9 protein-coding genes and 4 pseudogenes are annotated in these 16,507 nt (G+C 69.5%); 7 read left to right on the plus strand and 6 right to left on the minus strand.

Annotation, left to right across the window (positions count from 1 at the left end):
- Window position 1 precedes the first annotated feature (1 nt).
- Complete coding sequence (locus IPQ09_28580) at window positions 2–1,105, plus strand: hypothetical protein (GenBank protein MBL0198105.1); 1,104 nt, start codon at window positions 2–4, stop codon at window positions 1,103–1,105.
- A 13-nt stretch (window positions 1,106–1,118) separates the two neighbouring features.
- Entirely contained in the window at window positions 1,119–1,991 is an 873-nt protein-coding gene (locus tag IPQ09_28585) for a DUF2334 domain-containing protein (GenBank protein MBL0198106.1), read from the plus strand.
- On the opposite strand, the gene IPQ09_28590 is transcribed toward IPQ09_28585, so the two are convergent.
- Window positions 1,900–3,291 carry an HD domain-containing protein gene (locus IPQ09_28590; protein MBL0198107.1) on the minus strand — a complete coding sequence of 464 codons (1,392 nt, stop codon included), beginning with the start codon at window positions 3,289–3,291 and terminating at the stop codon, window positions 1,900–1,902. The two genes, IPQ09_28585 and IPQ09_28590, sit on opposite strands and share 92 nt — an antisense overlap.
- Window positions 3,288–4,430: an acyl-CoA dehydrogenase family protein gene (locus IPQ09_28595; protein ID MBL0198108.1), complete on the minus strand. Its 1,143-nt coding sequence runs from the start codon at window positions 4,428–4,430 to the stop codon at window positions 3,288–3,290. Before IPQ09_28595 ends, IPQ09_28590 begins: the two co-directional genes overlap by 4 nt.
- 266 nt (window positions 4,431–4,696) lie before the next feature.
- On the opposite strand from IPQ09_28595, the gene IPQ09_28600 reads away from it, so the two are divergent.
- The 4 genes and pseudogenes from IPQ09_28600 (at window position 4,697) to IPQ09_28615 (ending at window position 12,076) form a co-directional block, all read left to right on the plus strand.
- A complete protein-coding gene (locus IPQ09_28600; GenBank protein ID MBL0198109.1) occupies window positions 4,697–6,034 on the plus strand; it encodes a TolC family protein in 1,338 nt (445 codons plus the stop codon).
- Window positions 6,035–6,321: 287 nt separating this feature from the next.
- Window positions 6,322–7,804 (plus strand): annotated as a pseudogene (locus IPQ09_28605) (efflux RND transporter periplasmic adaptor subunit).
- A pseudogene (locus tag IPQ09_28610) lies at window positions 7,801–11,074 on the plus strand (efflux RND transporter permease subunit). Before IPQ09_28605 ends, IPQ09_28610 begins: the two co-directional pseudogenes overlap by 4 nt.
- Before the next feature lie 456 nt (window positions 11,075–11,530).
- Window positions 11,531–12,076 carry a sigma-70 family RNA polymerase sigma factor gene (locus IPQ09_28615; GenBank protein ID MBL0198110.1) on the plus strand — a complete coding sequence of 182 codons (546 nt, stop codon included), beginning with the start codon at window positions 11,531–11,533 and terminating at the stop codon, window positions 12,074–12,076.
- Between the two features lie 33 nt (window positions 12,077–12,109).
- Here the strand turns inward: IPQ09_28615 and IPQ09_28620 are convergent, their stop codons facing one another.
- Window positions 12,110–12,328: a hypothetical protein gene (locus tag IPQ09_28620; protein ID MBL0198111.1), complete on the minus strand. Its 219-nt coding sequence runs from the start codon at window positions 12,326–12,328 to the stop codon at window positions 12,110–12,112.
- 41 nt (window positions 12,329–12,369) lie between these two features.
- A complete protein-coding gene (locus IPQ09_28625) occupies window positions 12,370–12,540 on the minus strand; it encodes a hypothetical protein (protein MBL0198112.1) in 171 nt (56 codons plus the stop codon).
- A gap of 179 nt (window positions 12,541–12,719) precedes the next feature.
- Between IPQ09_28625 and IPQ09_28630 the strand changes: the two genes are divergently transcribed.
- Window positions 12,720–13,184, plus strand: coding sequence for a hypothetical protein (locus tag IPQ09_28630; GenBank protein ID MBL0198113.1), 465 nt, complete (start codon window positions 12,720–12,722; stop codon window positions 13,182–13,184).
- Window positions 13,185–13,214: 30 nt separating this feature from the next.
- Here IPQ09_28630 and IPQ09_28635 read toward each other — a convergent pair.
- Both IPQ09_28635 and IPQ09_28640 read right to left on the minus strand, forming a co-directional pair.
- Window positions 13,215–14,401, minus strand: a pseudogene (locus tag IPQ09_28635) (ATP-binding protein).
- 101 nt (window positions 14,402–14,502) lie between these two features.
- Window positions 14,503–15,926, minus strand: a pseudogene (locus IPQ09_28640) (transposase family protein).
- Between the last annotated feature and the right edge of the window lie 581 nt (window positions 15,927–16,507).

Consider the following 16,507-nt stretch of genomic DNA (forward strand, 5'->3'; position numbering starts at 1 on the left):
CATGTCGACGAACCTCCTCGAAACCCTGCGGCGCGATCTCGACCTCATCACCAGTATTTACGAGGCCGACTTCTCCGGCCAGTCACGGCAGACGCGCGACGTCGCGCAGCTCGACGGCCTCATCAAGCGCCTGAAGGACGTGGTGGCGCGCGCAAGCTCGATCCCGGCCGCCGTGCAGGGGCCCGAGCTCATCTCGCTCAAGGAGGAGGCGGGCAACACGCTCGCCCTCTACGAGACCGAGCGCGGCGCGATCCTGAAGGCCCAAGAGGCCGGCCCGCTGTTCGACGAGTTCGCCACCGAGGCGACCGACGCCAACTTCACGTTCGCGCGCTACGGGCGTCACTTCGCCGGCCAGAACCGGGCGACCCGCGACATGGCCCTGCTCGCCGAGATGATCGAGGAGCTCAAGGCCATCCAAAAGCGCATGACCGGCCTCCTCGAGGAGAAGAACATCGCAGATTTCGCGCGTGACCTCGACGTGGTGCGCCAGGCGCACACCCAGTACACGGCCGAGCTCCGCGAGATCGACAAGGCGCAGAAGCAGGGCACGGCGGAGGAGCAGGCGGGCCTCCTCGCCACGCTCGCGAACGAGCAGTTCGCCGTCTACCAGACCCACTTCGCCGGGCAGTCGCGCGTGAGCCGCCGGCCCGCGCTCCTCATGCGCGTGGTCGACTCGCTGAAGAGCGTGAAGACCCGCATGGAGAAGCTCAAGAAGGCGGGCCTCAACGAGGACTACCACCTGAAGAACATGGAGATCGTGGCCGAGCGGCTCGCGGTCTACGAGGGCGAGGTCACCGAGATCCGCAAGGCGCGCCAGGGCACGACCCTCCCGGACATCATGGGCGCCCTCGGCGGCGCCGCCAACGAGCTGTTCGAAGAGTACCGCGCCGGTTACGCCGACAAGAACCGCGCGAGCGTCGACTACGCCAAGCTCGGACAAATCTGCGACCGCCTCGGCGAGATCAAGCGCCAGATGCGCGACATGGGCCGCGCCGAGCGCAACGAGATGAACGAGCGCAACCTCGACATCGTGGTTTCGCAGCTCTCGCTCTTCGAGACCGAGTTCGAAGAGGTCGGCAAGGTCCAGGCGGCCAAGAAGCACTGAGCGCGCGCGGCCCGTGCGACTCGCCTCGCTGCGCGGCGGAGCGCGTGTGCACGTCTCCATCCACGACGTGTCCCCCGCGTGGGACGCGGAGGTGGAGCACGCGCTCGCCCTGTGCGCGAAGCACGGCCTGAGGCCGGGCCTCCTCGTCGTGCCGAACTTCCACGGGCGCGCGCCGCTCGCGGAGCGCCCTCGGTACGCCGCGCGCCTCCGCGGGCTCCAGGCGGAGGGGCACGAGATCTTCCTCCACGGCTACTTTCACCGCTCACGCGGCGCCAACGAGGGCGAGGGCGGCGACGGGAAGCCCACGGGAGCGGCCCGGTTCTTCGCGCAGCGGGTGGTCTCGGCGGGCGAGGCGGAGATGTCCGACGTGACCCGCGCGGAGGCCCGGCAGCGCCTGCGGGACGGCGCTCGGGTCCTCGAGGCCGCGGGGCTCACGATCGACGGGTTCGTCCCGCCCGCGTGGTCGGCTCCGGCCTGGCTCGCGGGGGAGCTCGCCGAACTAGGTGTACGCTACACGGAAGATCACCTGTCCGTGAGCGATCCGGTGGCAGGCACGCGTCGCCGCAGCCTCGTGCTGAATTTCGCGAGCCGCACCCGCGCGCGAACTCTCGACGGTGCTGTTCTGCCGCGCGGCGCGGCCGCTCGCCTACGCCCTCCCTACCCGCGTGGCGCTCCACCCGGGCGACATGACCCAGCCGTGGCTCCGCGCCGAGGCCGACGATCTCCTCGCGTGGGCCGCCCGCAACGAGGTCGTGTCGGCGCGAGCTCTGCTCGACTGAAGCTCCTCGCGTGGCTCAGGCCGGACGCTTGCCCTCGGCCGCGGCGCGGAGCTCGCGGGCGCGCTCGAGCAGGCGGCCCCGCTCGTTCAGCGTGGGATCGGTCGTGACCTCCTCGAGCAGCTCGCCGAGCAGCACACCGAGCAGCTTGCCTGGAGGCAGCCCGAGCTCGCGCATGAGGTCGTGCCCGTTGATGGTGAGATCGCGGGTGCTGAGCGCGGTCCCCTCGGCGAGCACGCGCTCGACGTGGGCCTTGAGCAGCTCGAGCGGCGCCGGGCCCAAGCTCGGATCGTGGCCGGGCACATCGGGCCCTTTGGCTTCGAGGTCCGCGCAGTTCAGCGCGTAGAGGCTCTCCAAGTGCTCGCGCCCCACGCGTCGAATCCAGCGGCGCACGGCCGCGTCGGTCCACCCGTCGTAGTGGAACAGGTGGTGCCTCACGAGGTGCGCGATGCGCGCGCGCTCGTCGTTCGAGAAGCGCAGGCGCGCGCAGATGGGGTCGACCATCTCGGCGCCGATGCGGTCGTGATCGTAGAAGGTGTAATCCTGGGTCTTGTCGCTGAAGGCGCGGCTGCGCGGCTTGCCCACGTCGTGGAAGAGGCCCGCCAGGCGGAGCACGGGCTCCTTCGGGCAGGCGTCCATGCACTCCATCCCGTGGCGCCACACGTCGTAGGAGTGGTGCCGGTTCTGCGCGAGGCCAAAGCCCTCGAGCAGCTCGGGGCAGGAGACGGCGAGGATCCCGGTCTCTCGCATGACGTCGAAGGCGATCGAGGGCTTGTCGGCCTTCATCGCCTTCATCCACTCGTCGCGCACGCGCTCCGGGCTGACCTTGCGGTAGGTGTCCAGCGTGGGCTCGATCGCCGCCTTGGTCGCGGGATCGAGGGTGAACCCCAGCGTCGCGCAGAACCGCGCCGCGCGGAGGACGCGCAGGCCGTCCTCCGAGAAGCGCTCTTCGGGCTTGCCCACGGCGCGGAGGATCCGCGCGGCGAGGTCGTCGCGCCCGCCAAACGGGTCGACGAGCGCGCCGGTGGCCGAGTCGATCGCGATGGCGTTCACCGTGAAATCGCGGCGCGCGAGGTCGTGCTCGATGTCGTTCACGAAGTGCACGGCGTCGGGGCGGCGCCCGTCGGAGTAGGCGCCCTCGCCGCGCAGCGTGGTCACCTCGTAGTGCTGATGATCGAGCACCACGGTGACCGTGCCGTGCTCGATGCCCGTGGGGATGGCGCGAGGGAAAATGCGCAGGAGCTCGGCCGGGAGCGCGTCGGTGCACACGTCCCAGTCGGAGGGCTCCTTGCCGCGGAGCAGATCGCGCACGCAGCCGCCCACCACCCACGAGCGCTTGCCCGCCTTCGCCAGCACGTCGCGGATGTGGAGCACGTGCCGCGGCACACGCGCGAGCAGATCGTGGGTCATGCGTAGCCCTCCACCTTCGAGATGATCTCGTTCATGATCTCGCGTGTGCCGCCCCCGATGGGGTAGAGCCGCGCGTCGCGGAACAGCCGCTCGACGAGGGTCTCGCGCATGTAGCCGTTGCCCCCGTGGACCTGCACCGCGGCGTCGCAAACGAAGGAGCACATGTCCGTGGCGACGTTCTTCGCCTTCGCCGCGAGGCCCGTCACGTCCTCGCCCCGTACGTAGCGGGTGGTGACCTCGCCGGTGAGCGCGCGGGCGGCGGCGAGGCGGCTCGCCATGTCGGCGAGCTTGTGGCGGGTCACCTGGAAACCCATGATCGACTTCCCGAAGGCCTGGCGCTCCTTCGCGTAGCGAATCGACTCGCGGTACGCGAGCTCGGCGATGGCGACGCACTGCCCGGCGAGGTAAATGCGCTCGCTCGCGAAGTTCATCATGATGGCGTAAAAGCCCATATTTTCATCGCCGATGAGGTTCGCGACCGGGACGCGGCAGTCTTCAAAGGCGAGCTCCGCCGTGTCGCTCGCCCACCAGCCGGTCTTCTTCAGCTTCTTGCCTGCCGTGAAGCCTGGAGTGCCGCGCTCCACCACGAGCAGCGAGATCCCGCCGTGGCCGGGGCCGCCGGTGCGCACCGCGAGCGTGACGAGATCGGCGCGGCAGCCGGACGTGATGAAGGTCTTCGCGCCGTTCACCACGAAGTGATCGCCGCTCCTGACCGCCGTCGTGCGCAGGTTGGCGACGTCGCTGCCGCCGCCGGGCTCGGTGATGCCGAGCGCCGAGATCTTCTCGCCGGACAGCACGGGGGACACGAAGCGGACCTGCTGCTCGGGGGTGCCGTGCCGCACGATCGGGGGCAGCGCGATGCCGTGGCTGCCAAGGCCAACGCACGTGCCCACCGAGTGGCCGGCGAGCACGAGCTCCTCGGCCGCGACGAGCGTGTGCGTGATGTCGCCGCCCGCCCCGCCGAGCGCCTCGGCGTAGCCGACGCCGAGGAAGCCCGCCTGCGCGGCCTCGACGTAGAGCTCGCGCGGGAACTCACAGGCCTCCTCCCACGCGTGCGCGAAGGGGGCGATGCGCGTCTCGGCGAAGCGCCGCGTGTTGCGGCGGAGCTCCGCGTGCTCGTCGTTCTCGAAGAGGTACATGCGCGCACATGGTAGGCGCACTCACGGCGCGCGGGCGACGGGAGTTTATCCACGGGGAGGCGCAGCTTTCCTGTCACGCTCCGCCGTTCCGCGGCTACCTGTGCTGAACGCCGCTCCACCCAGAGCTTCCCCTCCCGCCCATTCTTCGCAGCCGCACACCCCTCAGCAAAATGGTGCACGCCCTCGCGCCTCGTCGTCGCTCGTGTCCTCCAGCCCGGTTCCGCGGTCGACTGCACGCGCTAGCGCAAGGGTGGACGAGCCGAGTCGTGCTCGCCGGGACGCTCGCCGCTTCCGTGCTCCTCCTCGCGCCAACGTCCCGCGCGGAAGGGCCGGGACCGCTCCCCGCGCCTCTCCCGACAGCCCTCCCGACAGACCCGCTGCTCGCGAGGCTCATCGACGAGAGCCTGCGCGCTCGACCCGAGCTCGCGAGCGCGGAGTCCTTGGTACGCGCCGAGCGCGAGCGCATTCCCCAGGCGGGCGCCCTGCCCGATCCGATGTTCCAGATAGGCATCCAGAACGACGGCTTCACGAGCATCGAGATAGGAAGGCAGGGCACGAGCTTCGTCTCCTTCATGGCTCAGCAGACCTTTCCCTGGCCTGGAAAGCGCGATTTGCGCGCCGAGCTGGTGGCCATAGGCGCGGTGGTGGCGAAGGCCCAGGTCACGCGGGCGCGCCTCTCGGCAGAGGCCGACGTGCGAAGGGCCTATATCGACCTCTTGCTCGCGCGCGAACACCTGGAGCTCCATGGTCGCCTCGACGGGCTCCTTGGGCACTCGGCCGAGGTCGCGCGCATTCTCTACGAGACTGGCAAGGCACCTCAGTCCGATGTTCTTCGCGCCGAGCTCGAGCTCTTGCGAAACAAGCAGCGGCACCTCGCGTACATGGGAATTGTCCGGGCCCGCGAGCAGAGCCTGAACCGACTGCGGAATCGGCCGCTCGACGAGCCCATCGCCGTGAACACGAAGCTGTCGGACCTCCCCGCGCCTTCCAGCCTGGAGGGGCAGTTCTCGACCGCCCGCGCGCTTGGCAAGAGCCCGGAGCTCGAGGCCGCGCGCCTCGAGATTGCTCGCACCGGGAAGGCGGTGTCGCTCGCAGGGAAGGGCTATTACCCCGACCTCACGGTGGGCGCGGGGCTCATGGTCCGAGGGCAGCTCCCACCGATGTGGGCTGTCACGTTGGGCGCGCCGGTCCCGGTGTTCTCAGGCGACAAGCAGAGCCGCGCGGTGGTCGAGGGGCGCGCCCGCGAGGAGGCCGCGCGCAAGACCGCGGCCGCGTTCGAGCAGGTCGTCCGCCTCCGGAGCGCGGAGCGACACACCACGTTCGTCGCGCTGCTTCGCATCCTCGACGTGTACGCGCGAGGGCTGCTCACCCAGTCGGAGGCCACCGCCGAGAGCACGCTCACGCAGTACAAGGTAGGCCGCGTCCCGCTCGCGGCGGTGCTCGAGGCGAGCACGGGCTCCGTGGCGGACACCCGCGCCTACCTCGAGGCGCTCGCCGCGGCGCACCGCATCCTGATCTCCGAGGCCGAGGTGAGCCTCTCGGAGACGACCGCGCCGGGCGACGTTCGTGGCACGACGGCTGCAGCGTCTACGGGGGGCATGTGACCGACCCGGGCACGACCGATCCCACCGGTGAGCCGTCGCCACCTGCATCTGCACCGCCCTCGCCACCGCCACCACCACGCGCGCCACGCGAAGAGCCGGAGGTCGAGGCGCCGAGCGGCGTGCCGCGGCCGGCGCGCTCCTTCGGAGTCGGCGCGCTGCTCGCGGCGATCGTCGTGAGCTCGGCGCTCTCTTCCACGGTCGCGGTGATCGTGACGCGCGCGGCGCTCCCCAGCGCGGCCTCTGCCACCCCGCACGCCGCCGAGAAGGGTGCGCTGTACACGTGTCCAATGCACCCTTCGATCGTGCAGGACCACCCCGGCACGTGCCCCATCTGCGGCATGAAGCTCGTGCCGCTCGACAAGCCACCCAAAGGAGCCGCTCCGTCAACGGCGCCGGCCGAGCGGAAGATCATCGGATATCGCTCCCCCATGGATCCTCGCCAGACCTCCCCCGTGCCTCGCAAGGACGAGATGGGCATGGACTATCTGCCGGTCTACGAGGAGGCCGCGCAGCCCTCCGACGCGGCCCCGGTGCAGGGCCTCGCGACCGCCGAGATCGACCTCGCGCAGCAGCAGCTCATCGGCCTCCGCACCGCCACGGTGACGCGCGGCGCGGTGGGCGGAGCGTGGCGAACGGTCGGGCGGATCGTCGTGGACGAGACGCGCGTACGCCGCGTGAACGTCAAGGTATCGGGCTTCGTCGAGCGCGTGTACGTCGACTACGTTGGAAAGACCGTGAAGCGGGGGGATCCCCTCTTTACCATGTACAGCCCGGAGCTCTTCGCCGCCCAAGAAGAGTACCTCCTCGCGAGGAGGCTCAGCCCCGAGACCCATGACTCAGGAGCACCCTCGCGCGGGGACACCGGCCTCGCCGCCGCGGCCCGACGAAAGCTCGAGCTGTGGGACGTCCCCCAAGGCACGATCGAGCAACTAGCAAAGACCGGACAGCCCACGAAGGCGCTGACCGTCTACTCGCCTATCGCCGGCGTCGTCACTACTAAGGACGTGGTTCCGGGGGCGCAGCTCCCCATGGGCGCGATGCCCTACGAGGTGGCGGATCTGTCGACGGTGTGGGTCGTCGCCGACGTGTACGAGAGCGATCTCCGCTTCGTAAAGGAAAACATGCCCGCGACCCTCACCCTCGCCGCGTTCCCCAACCGCGAGCTAAGGGAAGGTGGTCTTTCTCCCGCCCACGCTGGATCCGCAGACGCGCACCGTCAAGGCGAGGCTCACGTTCCCCAACCCGACCGGGGACCTCCGCCCCGAGATGTTCGGCGAGGTCGTGCTGCTGGGCGCGCCTCACGAGGGGCTCCGCGTGCCCAACGACGCGGTCATCCACGCGGGCACGCGGAAGGTCGTGTTCGTGGGCCTCGGCGACGGCACATTCCAGCCGCGGATCGTGAAGACCGGCGCTTCAGACGGCACCTACGTGGAGGTGCTCGCTGGCCTCGTTGCGGGGGAGTCCGTGGTCGTCCGCGCGAACTTCCTCGTCGACTCCGAGTCGCGCCTGCGCGCCTCCCTGGCGGACATGGCGGGGACCGGCACGAAGCAGGCGCCGGAGAGCGCGCGCGTGCTGCCCGAGACCCTGGGACCCCTGGACGGGGGCGCGGACCGCGGCACCGGGCACACGGGCCGCACGGCCCCTGCCGGCCCGACAGGCCACGAGGGCCACGCCATGCCCGGGCCCACCACCGGCCACGAGGGCCACACGATGCCCGCGCCCACCACCGGCCACGAGGGTCACACAGGCCACGGCGGCATGGCGCCATGATCGCGCGGATCATTCGCTTCTCGGCAGACAACCGCTACCTCGTGATTGCCGCCACCGTGGTGGCGCTGGTGTGTGCCTGGTGGTCGATGCGCACCATCCCGTTGGACGCGCTCCCCGACCTCTCGGACACGCAGGTCATTGTCTATGGGCGCTGGGATCGCAGCCCCGACATCATCGAGGACCAGGTCACGTACCCTATCACCACGGCGCTCCTCGGCGCGCCCAAGGTCAAGGCCATACGCGGCTTCTCGGACTTCGGCTTTAGCTATGTGTACGTCATCTTCGAGGACGGCACCGACCCCTACTGGGCACGTTCGAGGGTGCTGGAGTACCTCTCGAAGATCACCCCGACCCTGCCTTCGGGGGTGAGCGTCGAGCTCGGCCCGGACGCCACGAGCGTAGGCTGGGTGTTCCAATATGCCCTCGTGGACAAGAGCGGGAGACACGCGTCCGACGAGCTCCGCTCCTACCAAGACTGGTTTCTTCGGTATTCCCTCCAGGCTGTGCCTGGCGTCTCCGAGGTGGCCACGGTCGGCGGGCAGGTTCGCCAGTATCAGGTGACCGTCAACCCGCACGCGCTCGCGGCGTACAAGCTCCCGCTCGAGGCGGTGATCTCGGCGGTGCGCACGGGAAACAACGACGTGGGCGGCCGGCTCTTGGAGGTGTCCGGCCGCGAATACATGGTTCGCGGTCGCGGATACGTGAAGAATATCCATGACATCGAGGAAATCGTCCTGCGCTCCGCCGGGGGCACGCCGGTGCGCATCAAAGACGTCGCGACCGTGGCCATCGGCCCCGAGATGCGACGCGGCGTGGCCGACTACAACGGCGAAGGCGACGTGGTGGGCGGCATCGTCGTGATGCGCCAAGGCGAGAACGCGCTCGCCGTGATCGACCGCGTCAAGGCGAAGCTCGCGGAGGTGAAGCCCTCCCTCCCGCCCGGGGTCGAGGTGGTCACCACCTACGACCGCTCCGAGCTCATCGTGCGGGCGATCGACACGGTGGAGGACAAGCTCATCGAGGAGATGATCGTCGTCTCGATCATCATCCTCATTTTCCTCTGGCACATCCCCTCTTCGGTCGTCCCCATCATCACCATCCCGGTGTCGGTGGCGCTCGCCTTCATTCCCATGAAGCTCATGGGAATGAACGCCAACCTGATGTCGCTCGCCGGAATCGCGATCTCGGTGGGCGTGCTCGTGGACGGCGCGATCGTGGAGGTCGAGAACGCGTACAACAAGATCTACCACTGGATCAAAGACGGTAAGAAGGGCGACTTCTACCAGGTGCGCCTCGAGGCGCTCACCGAGGTGGGCCCGGGTGTTCTTCTCGCTCCTCGTGATCGCGGTCGCGTTCATGCCGATCTTCACGCTGCTCGACCAGGAGGGGCGTCTCTTTCGACCACTCGCGCTCTCGAAGAACCTCGCGATGGCCATCGCGGCGATGCTCGCGATTACCCTCGATCCGGCGATCCGCATGCTCTTCGCGCGGGTCGAGCCGTTCACGTTTCGTCCGCGCTTCCTGTCGTGGCTCCTCACGCAGCTACTCGTGGGAAAGTACCACTCCGAGGAGCGACACCCGATCAGCCGAACGCTCCACTTTCTCTACGAGCCGCCCTGCCGGCTCGTGCTTCGATTTCCGAAGGCGACCATCGTCCTCGCCCTCTCCGTCGTCCTCGGGACCCTCCCGGTCTTCGCCCGTCTCGGCAGCGAGTTCATGCCCCCGCTTCGCGAGGGCACGGTGCTCTACATGCCCTCCGCCGTGGAGCCAGGGATGTCGGTGGCCGAGGCGCAGCGCGCGCTGCAGGCGCAGGACAAGATCCTCATGTCGTTCCCGGAGGTGGAGCGCGTGTTCGGCAAGGCGGGGCGCGCGAACAGCCCGACCGATCCAGCCCCCTTCACGATGATGGAAACCACCGTGCTCCTGCGTCCGGAGAGAACCTGGAGGAAGAGGCCCCGCTGGTATTCATCGTGGGCACCGTCGTGGCTAAAGGCTCCGCTGCGGAGCGCCTGGCCGGACCACATCTCCTACGGCGACCTCGAGGAGGAGATGAACAAGGCCCTTCAGCTGCCTGGCATCTCGAACGCCTGGACGATGCCTATCAAGGGGCGACTCGACATGCTCTCCACCGGCATCCGCACGCCGGTCGGTATCAAGATCATGGGGCCCGATCTGGCGACGATCGAGCGCGTCGCGAAGGAGACCGAGGCCGCCGTCTCCAAGGTGCCGGGGACCCGCAGCGCCTACGCCGAGCGCGTGGCCGGCGGCTACTTCCTCGACTTCGTGCTGAAGCGCGAGCGCCTCGCCCGGTACGGGCTCTCGGTGGACGCCGCCAACATGATGGTGATGACGGCGGTCGGTGGCGACAGCCAGAGCATCACGGTCGAGGGGCGCGAGCGCTACGGCATCAGCGTGCGGTATGCGCGAGACTACCGAAATGACCTCGCATCTCTGAAGCGCGTGCTGCTGCCGTTGCCCGGCGGCGCGGGCCAGGTGCCGATGGACGAAATCGCCGACGTGGTGTTCGCGCAGGGCCCGTCGATGATCCGCGACGAGAACGGCATGCTCGCGGGGTACGTGTACGTCGACTTCGACACCAGCAAGATCGACGTCGGCCACTTCGTCGCCGAGGCGAAGAAGGCCGTGGCTGGCAGCGTGACCCTGCCCACCGGCTACGCGGTGGTCTGGAGTGGGCAGTTCGAGAACATGGTACGCGTGAAGGAGCGCCTGAAGCTCGTCGTTCCGCTCACGATCGCGCTCATTTTTGCGCTCCTGTACATGAACACGAAGTCGGCATTCAAGGCAGGAATCGTCATGCTCGCGGTGCCGTTCTCGGCGGTTGGCGCGGTGTGGTTCCTGTGGGCGCTCGACTACAACATGTCGATCGCGGTGTGGGTCGGCATGATCGCGCTCATGGGGCTCGACGCGGAGACGGGCGTGTTCATGTTGCTCTTCCTGGATCTCGCGTACGAGGAGTACAAGAAGCGCGGCGAGCTCGTCACGGAGGCGGATCTCGTCGAGGCCATCATCCACGGCGCGGTGAAGCGCGCGAGGCCGAAGGCGATGACCGTCACGGCCGCCATGCTCGGGCTCCTGCCGATCATGTGGTCCACCGGGACCGGCGCCGACGTGATGAAGCGCATCGCGGCGCCCATGGTAGGCGGGCTCTTCACGAGCTTCCTGATGGAGCTCCTGGTGTACCCGGCGATCTACTTTCTCTGGAAAAAGCGAGAGCTTGGGCGGCCTGAAGCCGCAGCCCCGACGGCGTGAGAGCCGCGCTCGCTCCCAGGACGTCCCTCGCGCGCGCCGCGCGAGGGGGGCGCCTCGGCGGCAGGGGCGCGCCTCTGCGACGCCGTGAGGTCCGCTTTGGCCTGCTGCCCCATGACCATCTCCTGGGGCTTCTCGTCGACGATGACCGCAATGGGGTGCGTGTCCGGTCCGCCGCGAGGAGCGCGCCGTTCGCCTGCGCTTTTCTCGCACCGGGCCCACGGCTCCCTCGCTCGATGCACCCATCAAACCTCTCGGAGGGCCCCTTATGACCTGCCTCGGCATCCGTCGCGTCCCGGCGTGATGAAGCGCATTGGGGCGCGGGTGGCCCGGCGCGGCTTTGGGTTGTGAGCTCGTGGGCACCGAGCTGCCGGCCGCCCGCGAACTTTTCGTCCAAGAGAGGCGATCGACCGGTCACGCTTGGCGCCGGCGGGCCTAACGGATACAGGCCTTTCATTGATGGACGGACGTGACACCCGCGACCTCGACGAGGCCATGGCTCGGCTGGCGTCGGGCGATCGCTCGGCGTTCGACCCCGTCTATCGGCGGCTTCGCCCCATCTTGCTCCGCTTTTCCACGCGCATGCTCGGCCCCGGTCCGGACGCAGACGATGTCACCCAGCAAGCCCTCGAGAAAATCTTCGCGCGCGCGAGCGACTACGATCCGGCGCGGCCCGCGCTGCCGTGGGCGTTCGCTGTCACGAGCTGGGAGTGCGCGACCGTGCGCCGCCGTCGCCGGCGTCGTGGGCTCGTCGAGCGGAGCGAGGACGCTGAAGCTCCCAGCACCGACCCAAGCGCGGAGTCCACGCTCATCGACCGCGATCTCCATGCAGCGCTCGCGCTCGCGGTCGAGGGCCTCGAGCCCGCGGATCGCGCGACGGTGGAGCAGGCCTTCGCGGAGGTCCGGGCCGAGCTCGATGGCGTCAGCGCCGTCGCGTTTCGCAAGCGCAAGGAGCGCGCCGTGAAGCGCCTCCGTGAGATCTGGAGGCAGCTCTATGGTTCTTGAACCAGGTGAGGCGGAAGCGCGCGTGAGGCGCGCCTACGAGGGGGCGCGCGCGAGCCGAGCGCTCGTGTGGACGGCTCCGTTGGCGTTGTTCGGAGCGCTCGCCGTGGCGCTCAGCGCGCGGCCGACCGTCGCGCTCGCGCTGTCCGCGGCGCTCGTGGTCATGTGGGCCGTGGCGCTCTGGCGCGGGAAGTCGCTGGAGCGCGCCGTCGTTCCCGGAGTAGCGGCGGGGTTGTTCCCTTCGCCCTCGCTCACGCGGCGCAAGCGTACGGGCACGTCTGTACCGGGAGCGCCTGCTACTCGGTGTGCATGCCAGCGTGCGGCGGGGGCGGCGTCGTCGCGGGGCTCTTCGTGTGGCTGGTCGCGCGTCGGCGATCTGCCACGCGACCGTCGTGGATCGCGGCGGGCCTCTTCGCGAGCTTGGTCGGAGCGCTTGGCTGCTCGTGCGCGGGCAACCACGGCGTCATGGCCCTCGTCGCGGGGCTCTGCGCGACGCTTCTCGTGCCCGTGTTGCGTGGCGACTTCCGCGGGCACGGCCACGCGGCGGGGTGGGTCGCGATGAGGGCTCCACGTCTGCTGTCGATCCGCCTCGCCGCGGGGCTGGGTCTCGTGGCCGTCTTGCCGATGCTCGCGCCGCTGAGCTGCAGTGGACCCGCGGGCGCCACCCCCCGACGGGCCCGATGCAGCGGCGCCTGTAGACGCCGCCCCCGCCGAGGCCGCGAGCCCTCCAAAGCCCCGCGACGCGGGGAAGACCTCGGGCCCAAAGCTGCTATCGGAGACTGGCCTCTACGCCGATCTCGCGAGTCGCACGCTCGCCCCCGGCGTGCTCGCCTATTCGGTTCGCTACCCGCTGTGGTCCGATGGCTCCGAGAAGAGCCGCTATGCCCTGCTCCCCGAGGGCACGAAGATCGACACCCGCGAGCTCGACGAGTGGGCCTTCCCCGTCGGGACCAAGGCTTGGAAGGAGTTTCGCGTCGGCGGAAAGCTCGTCGAGACGCGTGTTCTGTGGAAGCAAAAGGCCGAAGAGGGCGCGGACGCGTGGTGGATGGCCTCGTACGTGTGGCGGGCCGACGGCTCCGACGCGGAGGTCGCGCTCGACGGCGTGCAGTGAGCGCAAGCACGAGACATGATGGGCCGCGTGTCACGAAGAGTGAGGTTCGGCGGTCGAGCGGGGACACCCGGCCCCACCGCGACGGCGGGGCCGTGGCGGTGGAGCGACGGTGCGCCTGTTCAGAAGTGGCTGAGGTGTCGGGTGCTCGTACGCGGGGAGGTGGCCCACGAGGTCGGCGTGGTAGTCGACATAGCGGGCAGCGTCGCGGCGCAGGCGATGAAGCGAGCAAAGCAGGGCGAGGGCTCGCTGCTGCGAGGGGCCTCGCCGGGTAGGCGGCCGAGGACGCGGGGGTGAGCGGCGCGGACGGCGGCGTCCGCGAGGTCGAGGACCACGAGCAGCGCTGCGACGGAGACGAGGTCGGAACGGCGCCGCGCCTCGAGGAGGTCTGGGCTCACTTTCGCCTCGCGACGCGAGCGGTGGGCGGGGCGCGACGACCTCGAAGAAAGCTTCTCGTCGATCCTCGGGGCCTCTCGCGCTCCGCGGCGGCGGTGAGCAACTCGTAGCCGATGTTCATGAGGACGCGGTGGTTGCCGGCGGCGTGTTCGGCCATGACGGTCCGCACCTCCGTAGACATCAACTGGGGGCGCCAGCGACGTCGAGGACGTGATCGAGACAGGCGACGAGCTCGTCGCGCTGCGGGCTCGAGCGAGCCTTCGGCGGATGCGGGTACCGAGAGGCAGCAAGTCGGCCGACCGGAAGCGCTCGGGGAGCCGGGCGTCGCCGACGAAGACGACGGTCAGCAGCGACTGGGCGTCGAGATCTTTACTGACGAGCAGGCGCAGCTCGGTGAGGACGTTGCCCAACATCTCCTGCGCCTCGTCCACGATGAGGACGGGCCGGAGCATCGTCGAGGAGAGATGCTCACTCCAGCGAGCGCGGAGCGACGAAGCCAGCCCAGTTGTTGTGGGTCTTGAGCGGCACCTCGAAGAGGCTGCTGAGCTCGCGGTAGAAGTCGGAGGCGCGACCGACGGGCCACTCGACGATGCCCACGAGCAGGTCGGAGCGGCGGGCGAGGCGAGAGGCCAGGATGCGCATGGCCGCAGACTTCCCAGAGCCTGGGTCGCCCGTGATCGTGCGAAGCCACCGTCCGCGAGCCCAAACTCGAGGCGCCTGCAGAAGGTGTCGATCGCGGGCGTAGCGAAGAGCGCCTCGGTCGGTAGACCGGGGAGGAAGGGGTTGAATTTGAGTCCGTAGAGGGTCTTGAGTGTGGAGTTCATCGGTCACCTCGGTCGTCGGAGTCGTCGTGGTCGTGATCTTCGTGCTCCGGAGCAACGGGTTCGGCGCCCGCCCCGCTCCCGTCGGCGGCGCCGCCCGCGTCCAGCGGCAGGTAGGCCGGCGGCAGCTCGGTCGCCGCGTACTCCGCCATCAGAACTCGCAGATGCGGCGCGATCCCGCCCGCGCGCGTCGCGAAGCCAGGTCCTCGGCACGCTGAGGCACACCGAGCGGACGGCGAGCGCCGCTCGCGTTCTTGGCCTTGTCGAGCGGCAGCAGCGTCGCCAGGTGGGTGCCGTGTCGCGCGTCGACGAGGTCGGCGCTCGACAGGTCCCAGCGCGCGAAGCGCACCGTCGGCCGCAGCAGCACGCAGTAGCGCGCGGGCACCTCGAAGCGGACACCTTCGATGGTGATCGTCCCATCGCTGCGGCGCAGCGTGCGGACCTCTTCCTCGCGAAAGGCTCGACGCAGGACATCCATCGAGGGGAGCCTCGCGCGCGATCGCGGGCCCGCGCATGGCACGCCTCGGGGGAGTCGTGCCGAGCTCCGCTGTACGCTTGCGGTGGTAGTCGAGCTCCACCCACGCCTGCGTCGCCTCGTTGAGCTTCGAGAGCGTGAGCTCCGCCTCACCCTCGAGCATCGCCATCAGGCGCCCTCCACCAACCCCCAAGCTCTCCTGCTTGCCATTCTGCTCAGGCGTGTACGGCAGCGTCGTGTGGTGCACGATCGGGGACGCGCCAGCCCCTCGGTGCTCTCAGCGGCCATCATGGCCGAGCCGTTGTCCGTCAGCCGCGCGCGGCAGGCCCCGCTTTGAGGATCGCCTGCGACAGGCCGTGCGCCCACGCCTCGGTCGTCTGATCCGTTACCACTGCGCGTGACGGATCAGGCGCGAGGCGTCGTCCATGAAGGCGAGCAGCTGAGGCCTCTTCATGCTCCCGTCCGCGAGCGCGATGGCGCGCGAGCACTCGTGGAAGTCGGCGTGCCAGAGCCCGTGCACCTGGGTCACCTCGAAGCTGCGCCGCTCACGCGGCTCGAAGGCCTGAACCTCGCCGCGCTTGCGCTTGCGACGACGCTGCTTGACCATCCCCTGCTGGCGCATGTGACGCGCGATCGTGGCGGGGCTCGGCACCTCGCCTAGCGTCGCGTCCGCCTTCACCAGCGCCGAGAGGTTCTGGTGGTGAAGCGCGTACGTCCAGACCGGTGGGCGCGGTACTGCACGGCGAGCGCCTCCCGCAACGCGGCCCCGAGCGATGGGCGCGTGCCCGCGTGCGACGGCACCTTGCGCGCGAGCGCGTCGATGGGGTCCGTCTTCGCGTTCCACTCGCCGCGTATTACCAACGCTCGATCGTCGACGCGCCGTAGCTGCGCGACTCGCGGGTCGTCGGGTGCTCCCAGCGCCGCGCAAAGCGAGCGCTTCGACGTGCTCGCGCAGCTCCCCACGTCCGGTGGGCAGGACAGCAATGGCCCCACGATCGTGAAGCGAAACCTCGCCCACTTCATCCGGGCTGACTCGTGGCTCTTGTCGTTCATCTCGGGTCGTCCTCCTGCGCAGGCCCTCCTGCGCGTGTGCGACACCAACCCTGAAATCAAGACGGTCCCGTCTACGACCGTCCTCTGCGTGCGGTCACCAAACATCGCCGAACCCGCCCGTTCAGGGGGTTTCCGCCGCCGTCGTCGGTGGCGCCAGCAGCCGGTGCGTCGTCACCGCGCGTTTCCGGCCCGGTGCCGTGCGCGCGGACCGCATCACCGCTTACTCACTTCGTTCGGGCCACGGCGCCCGACGACACGACCAGCGCCGCGACCAGCAGCGCTACCCTCGCGTCTTGCTCGACCTGCCCCCAGTAGCTTTCCGCGGCTCGTCGTCTGCCGCGATGGCGATGAGGCCGACGCGACCCCTCCGGGCCGCTCCTCGACGCCACTCCGCGCAGGGCCGCCCACGCCACTCACGACCCGCATCGCGTGGCCACACGAATCGCCCCAGGAACTGCACCGACGGCGGTGTCGCGCGCCTCCGGCAGCCACGCACCGAGCAGCACAGCGACAGCCGCGAATCGTACCGCCTGGCGATGGTCAGCCCCAGCTGCTCCGTTCAAGCGCGGCGTTGTCTCGCC

It is taken from the genome of Myxococcales bacterium, from assembly GCA_016720545.1.
Lineage (GTDB): Bacteria > Myxococcota_A > Polyangia > Polyangiales > Polyangiaceae > JAAFHV01.

Coding starts and splice junctions, on each gene's coding strand:
- IPQ09_28580 (MBL0198105.1), top strand. CDS start 2: ATGTCGACGAACCTCCTCGAAACCCTGCGGCGCGATCTCGACCTCATC.
- IPQ09_28625 (MBL0198112.1), bottom strand. CDS start 12,540: ATGACGCCGTGGTTGCCCGCGCACGAGCAGCCAAGCGCTCCGACCAAG.
- IPQ09_28590 (MBL0198107.1), bottom strand. CDS start 3,291: ATGACCCACGATCTGCTCGCGCGTGTGCCGCGGCACGTGCTCCACATC.
- IPQ09_28615 (MBL0198110.1), top strand. CDS start 11,531: ATGGACGGACGTGACACCCGCGACCTCGACGAGGCCATGGCTCGGCTG.
- IPQ09_28595 (MBL0198108.1), bottom strand. CDS start 4,430: ATGTACCTCTTCGAGAACGACGAGCACGCGGAGCTCCGCCGCAACACG.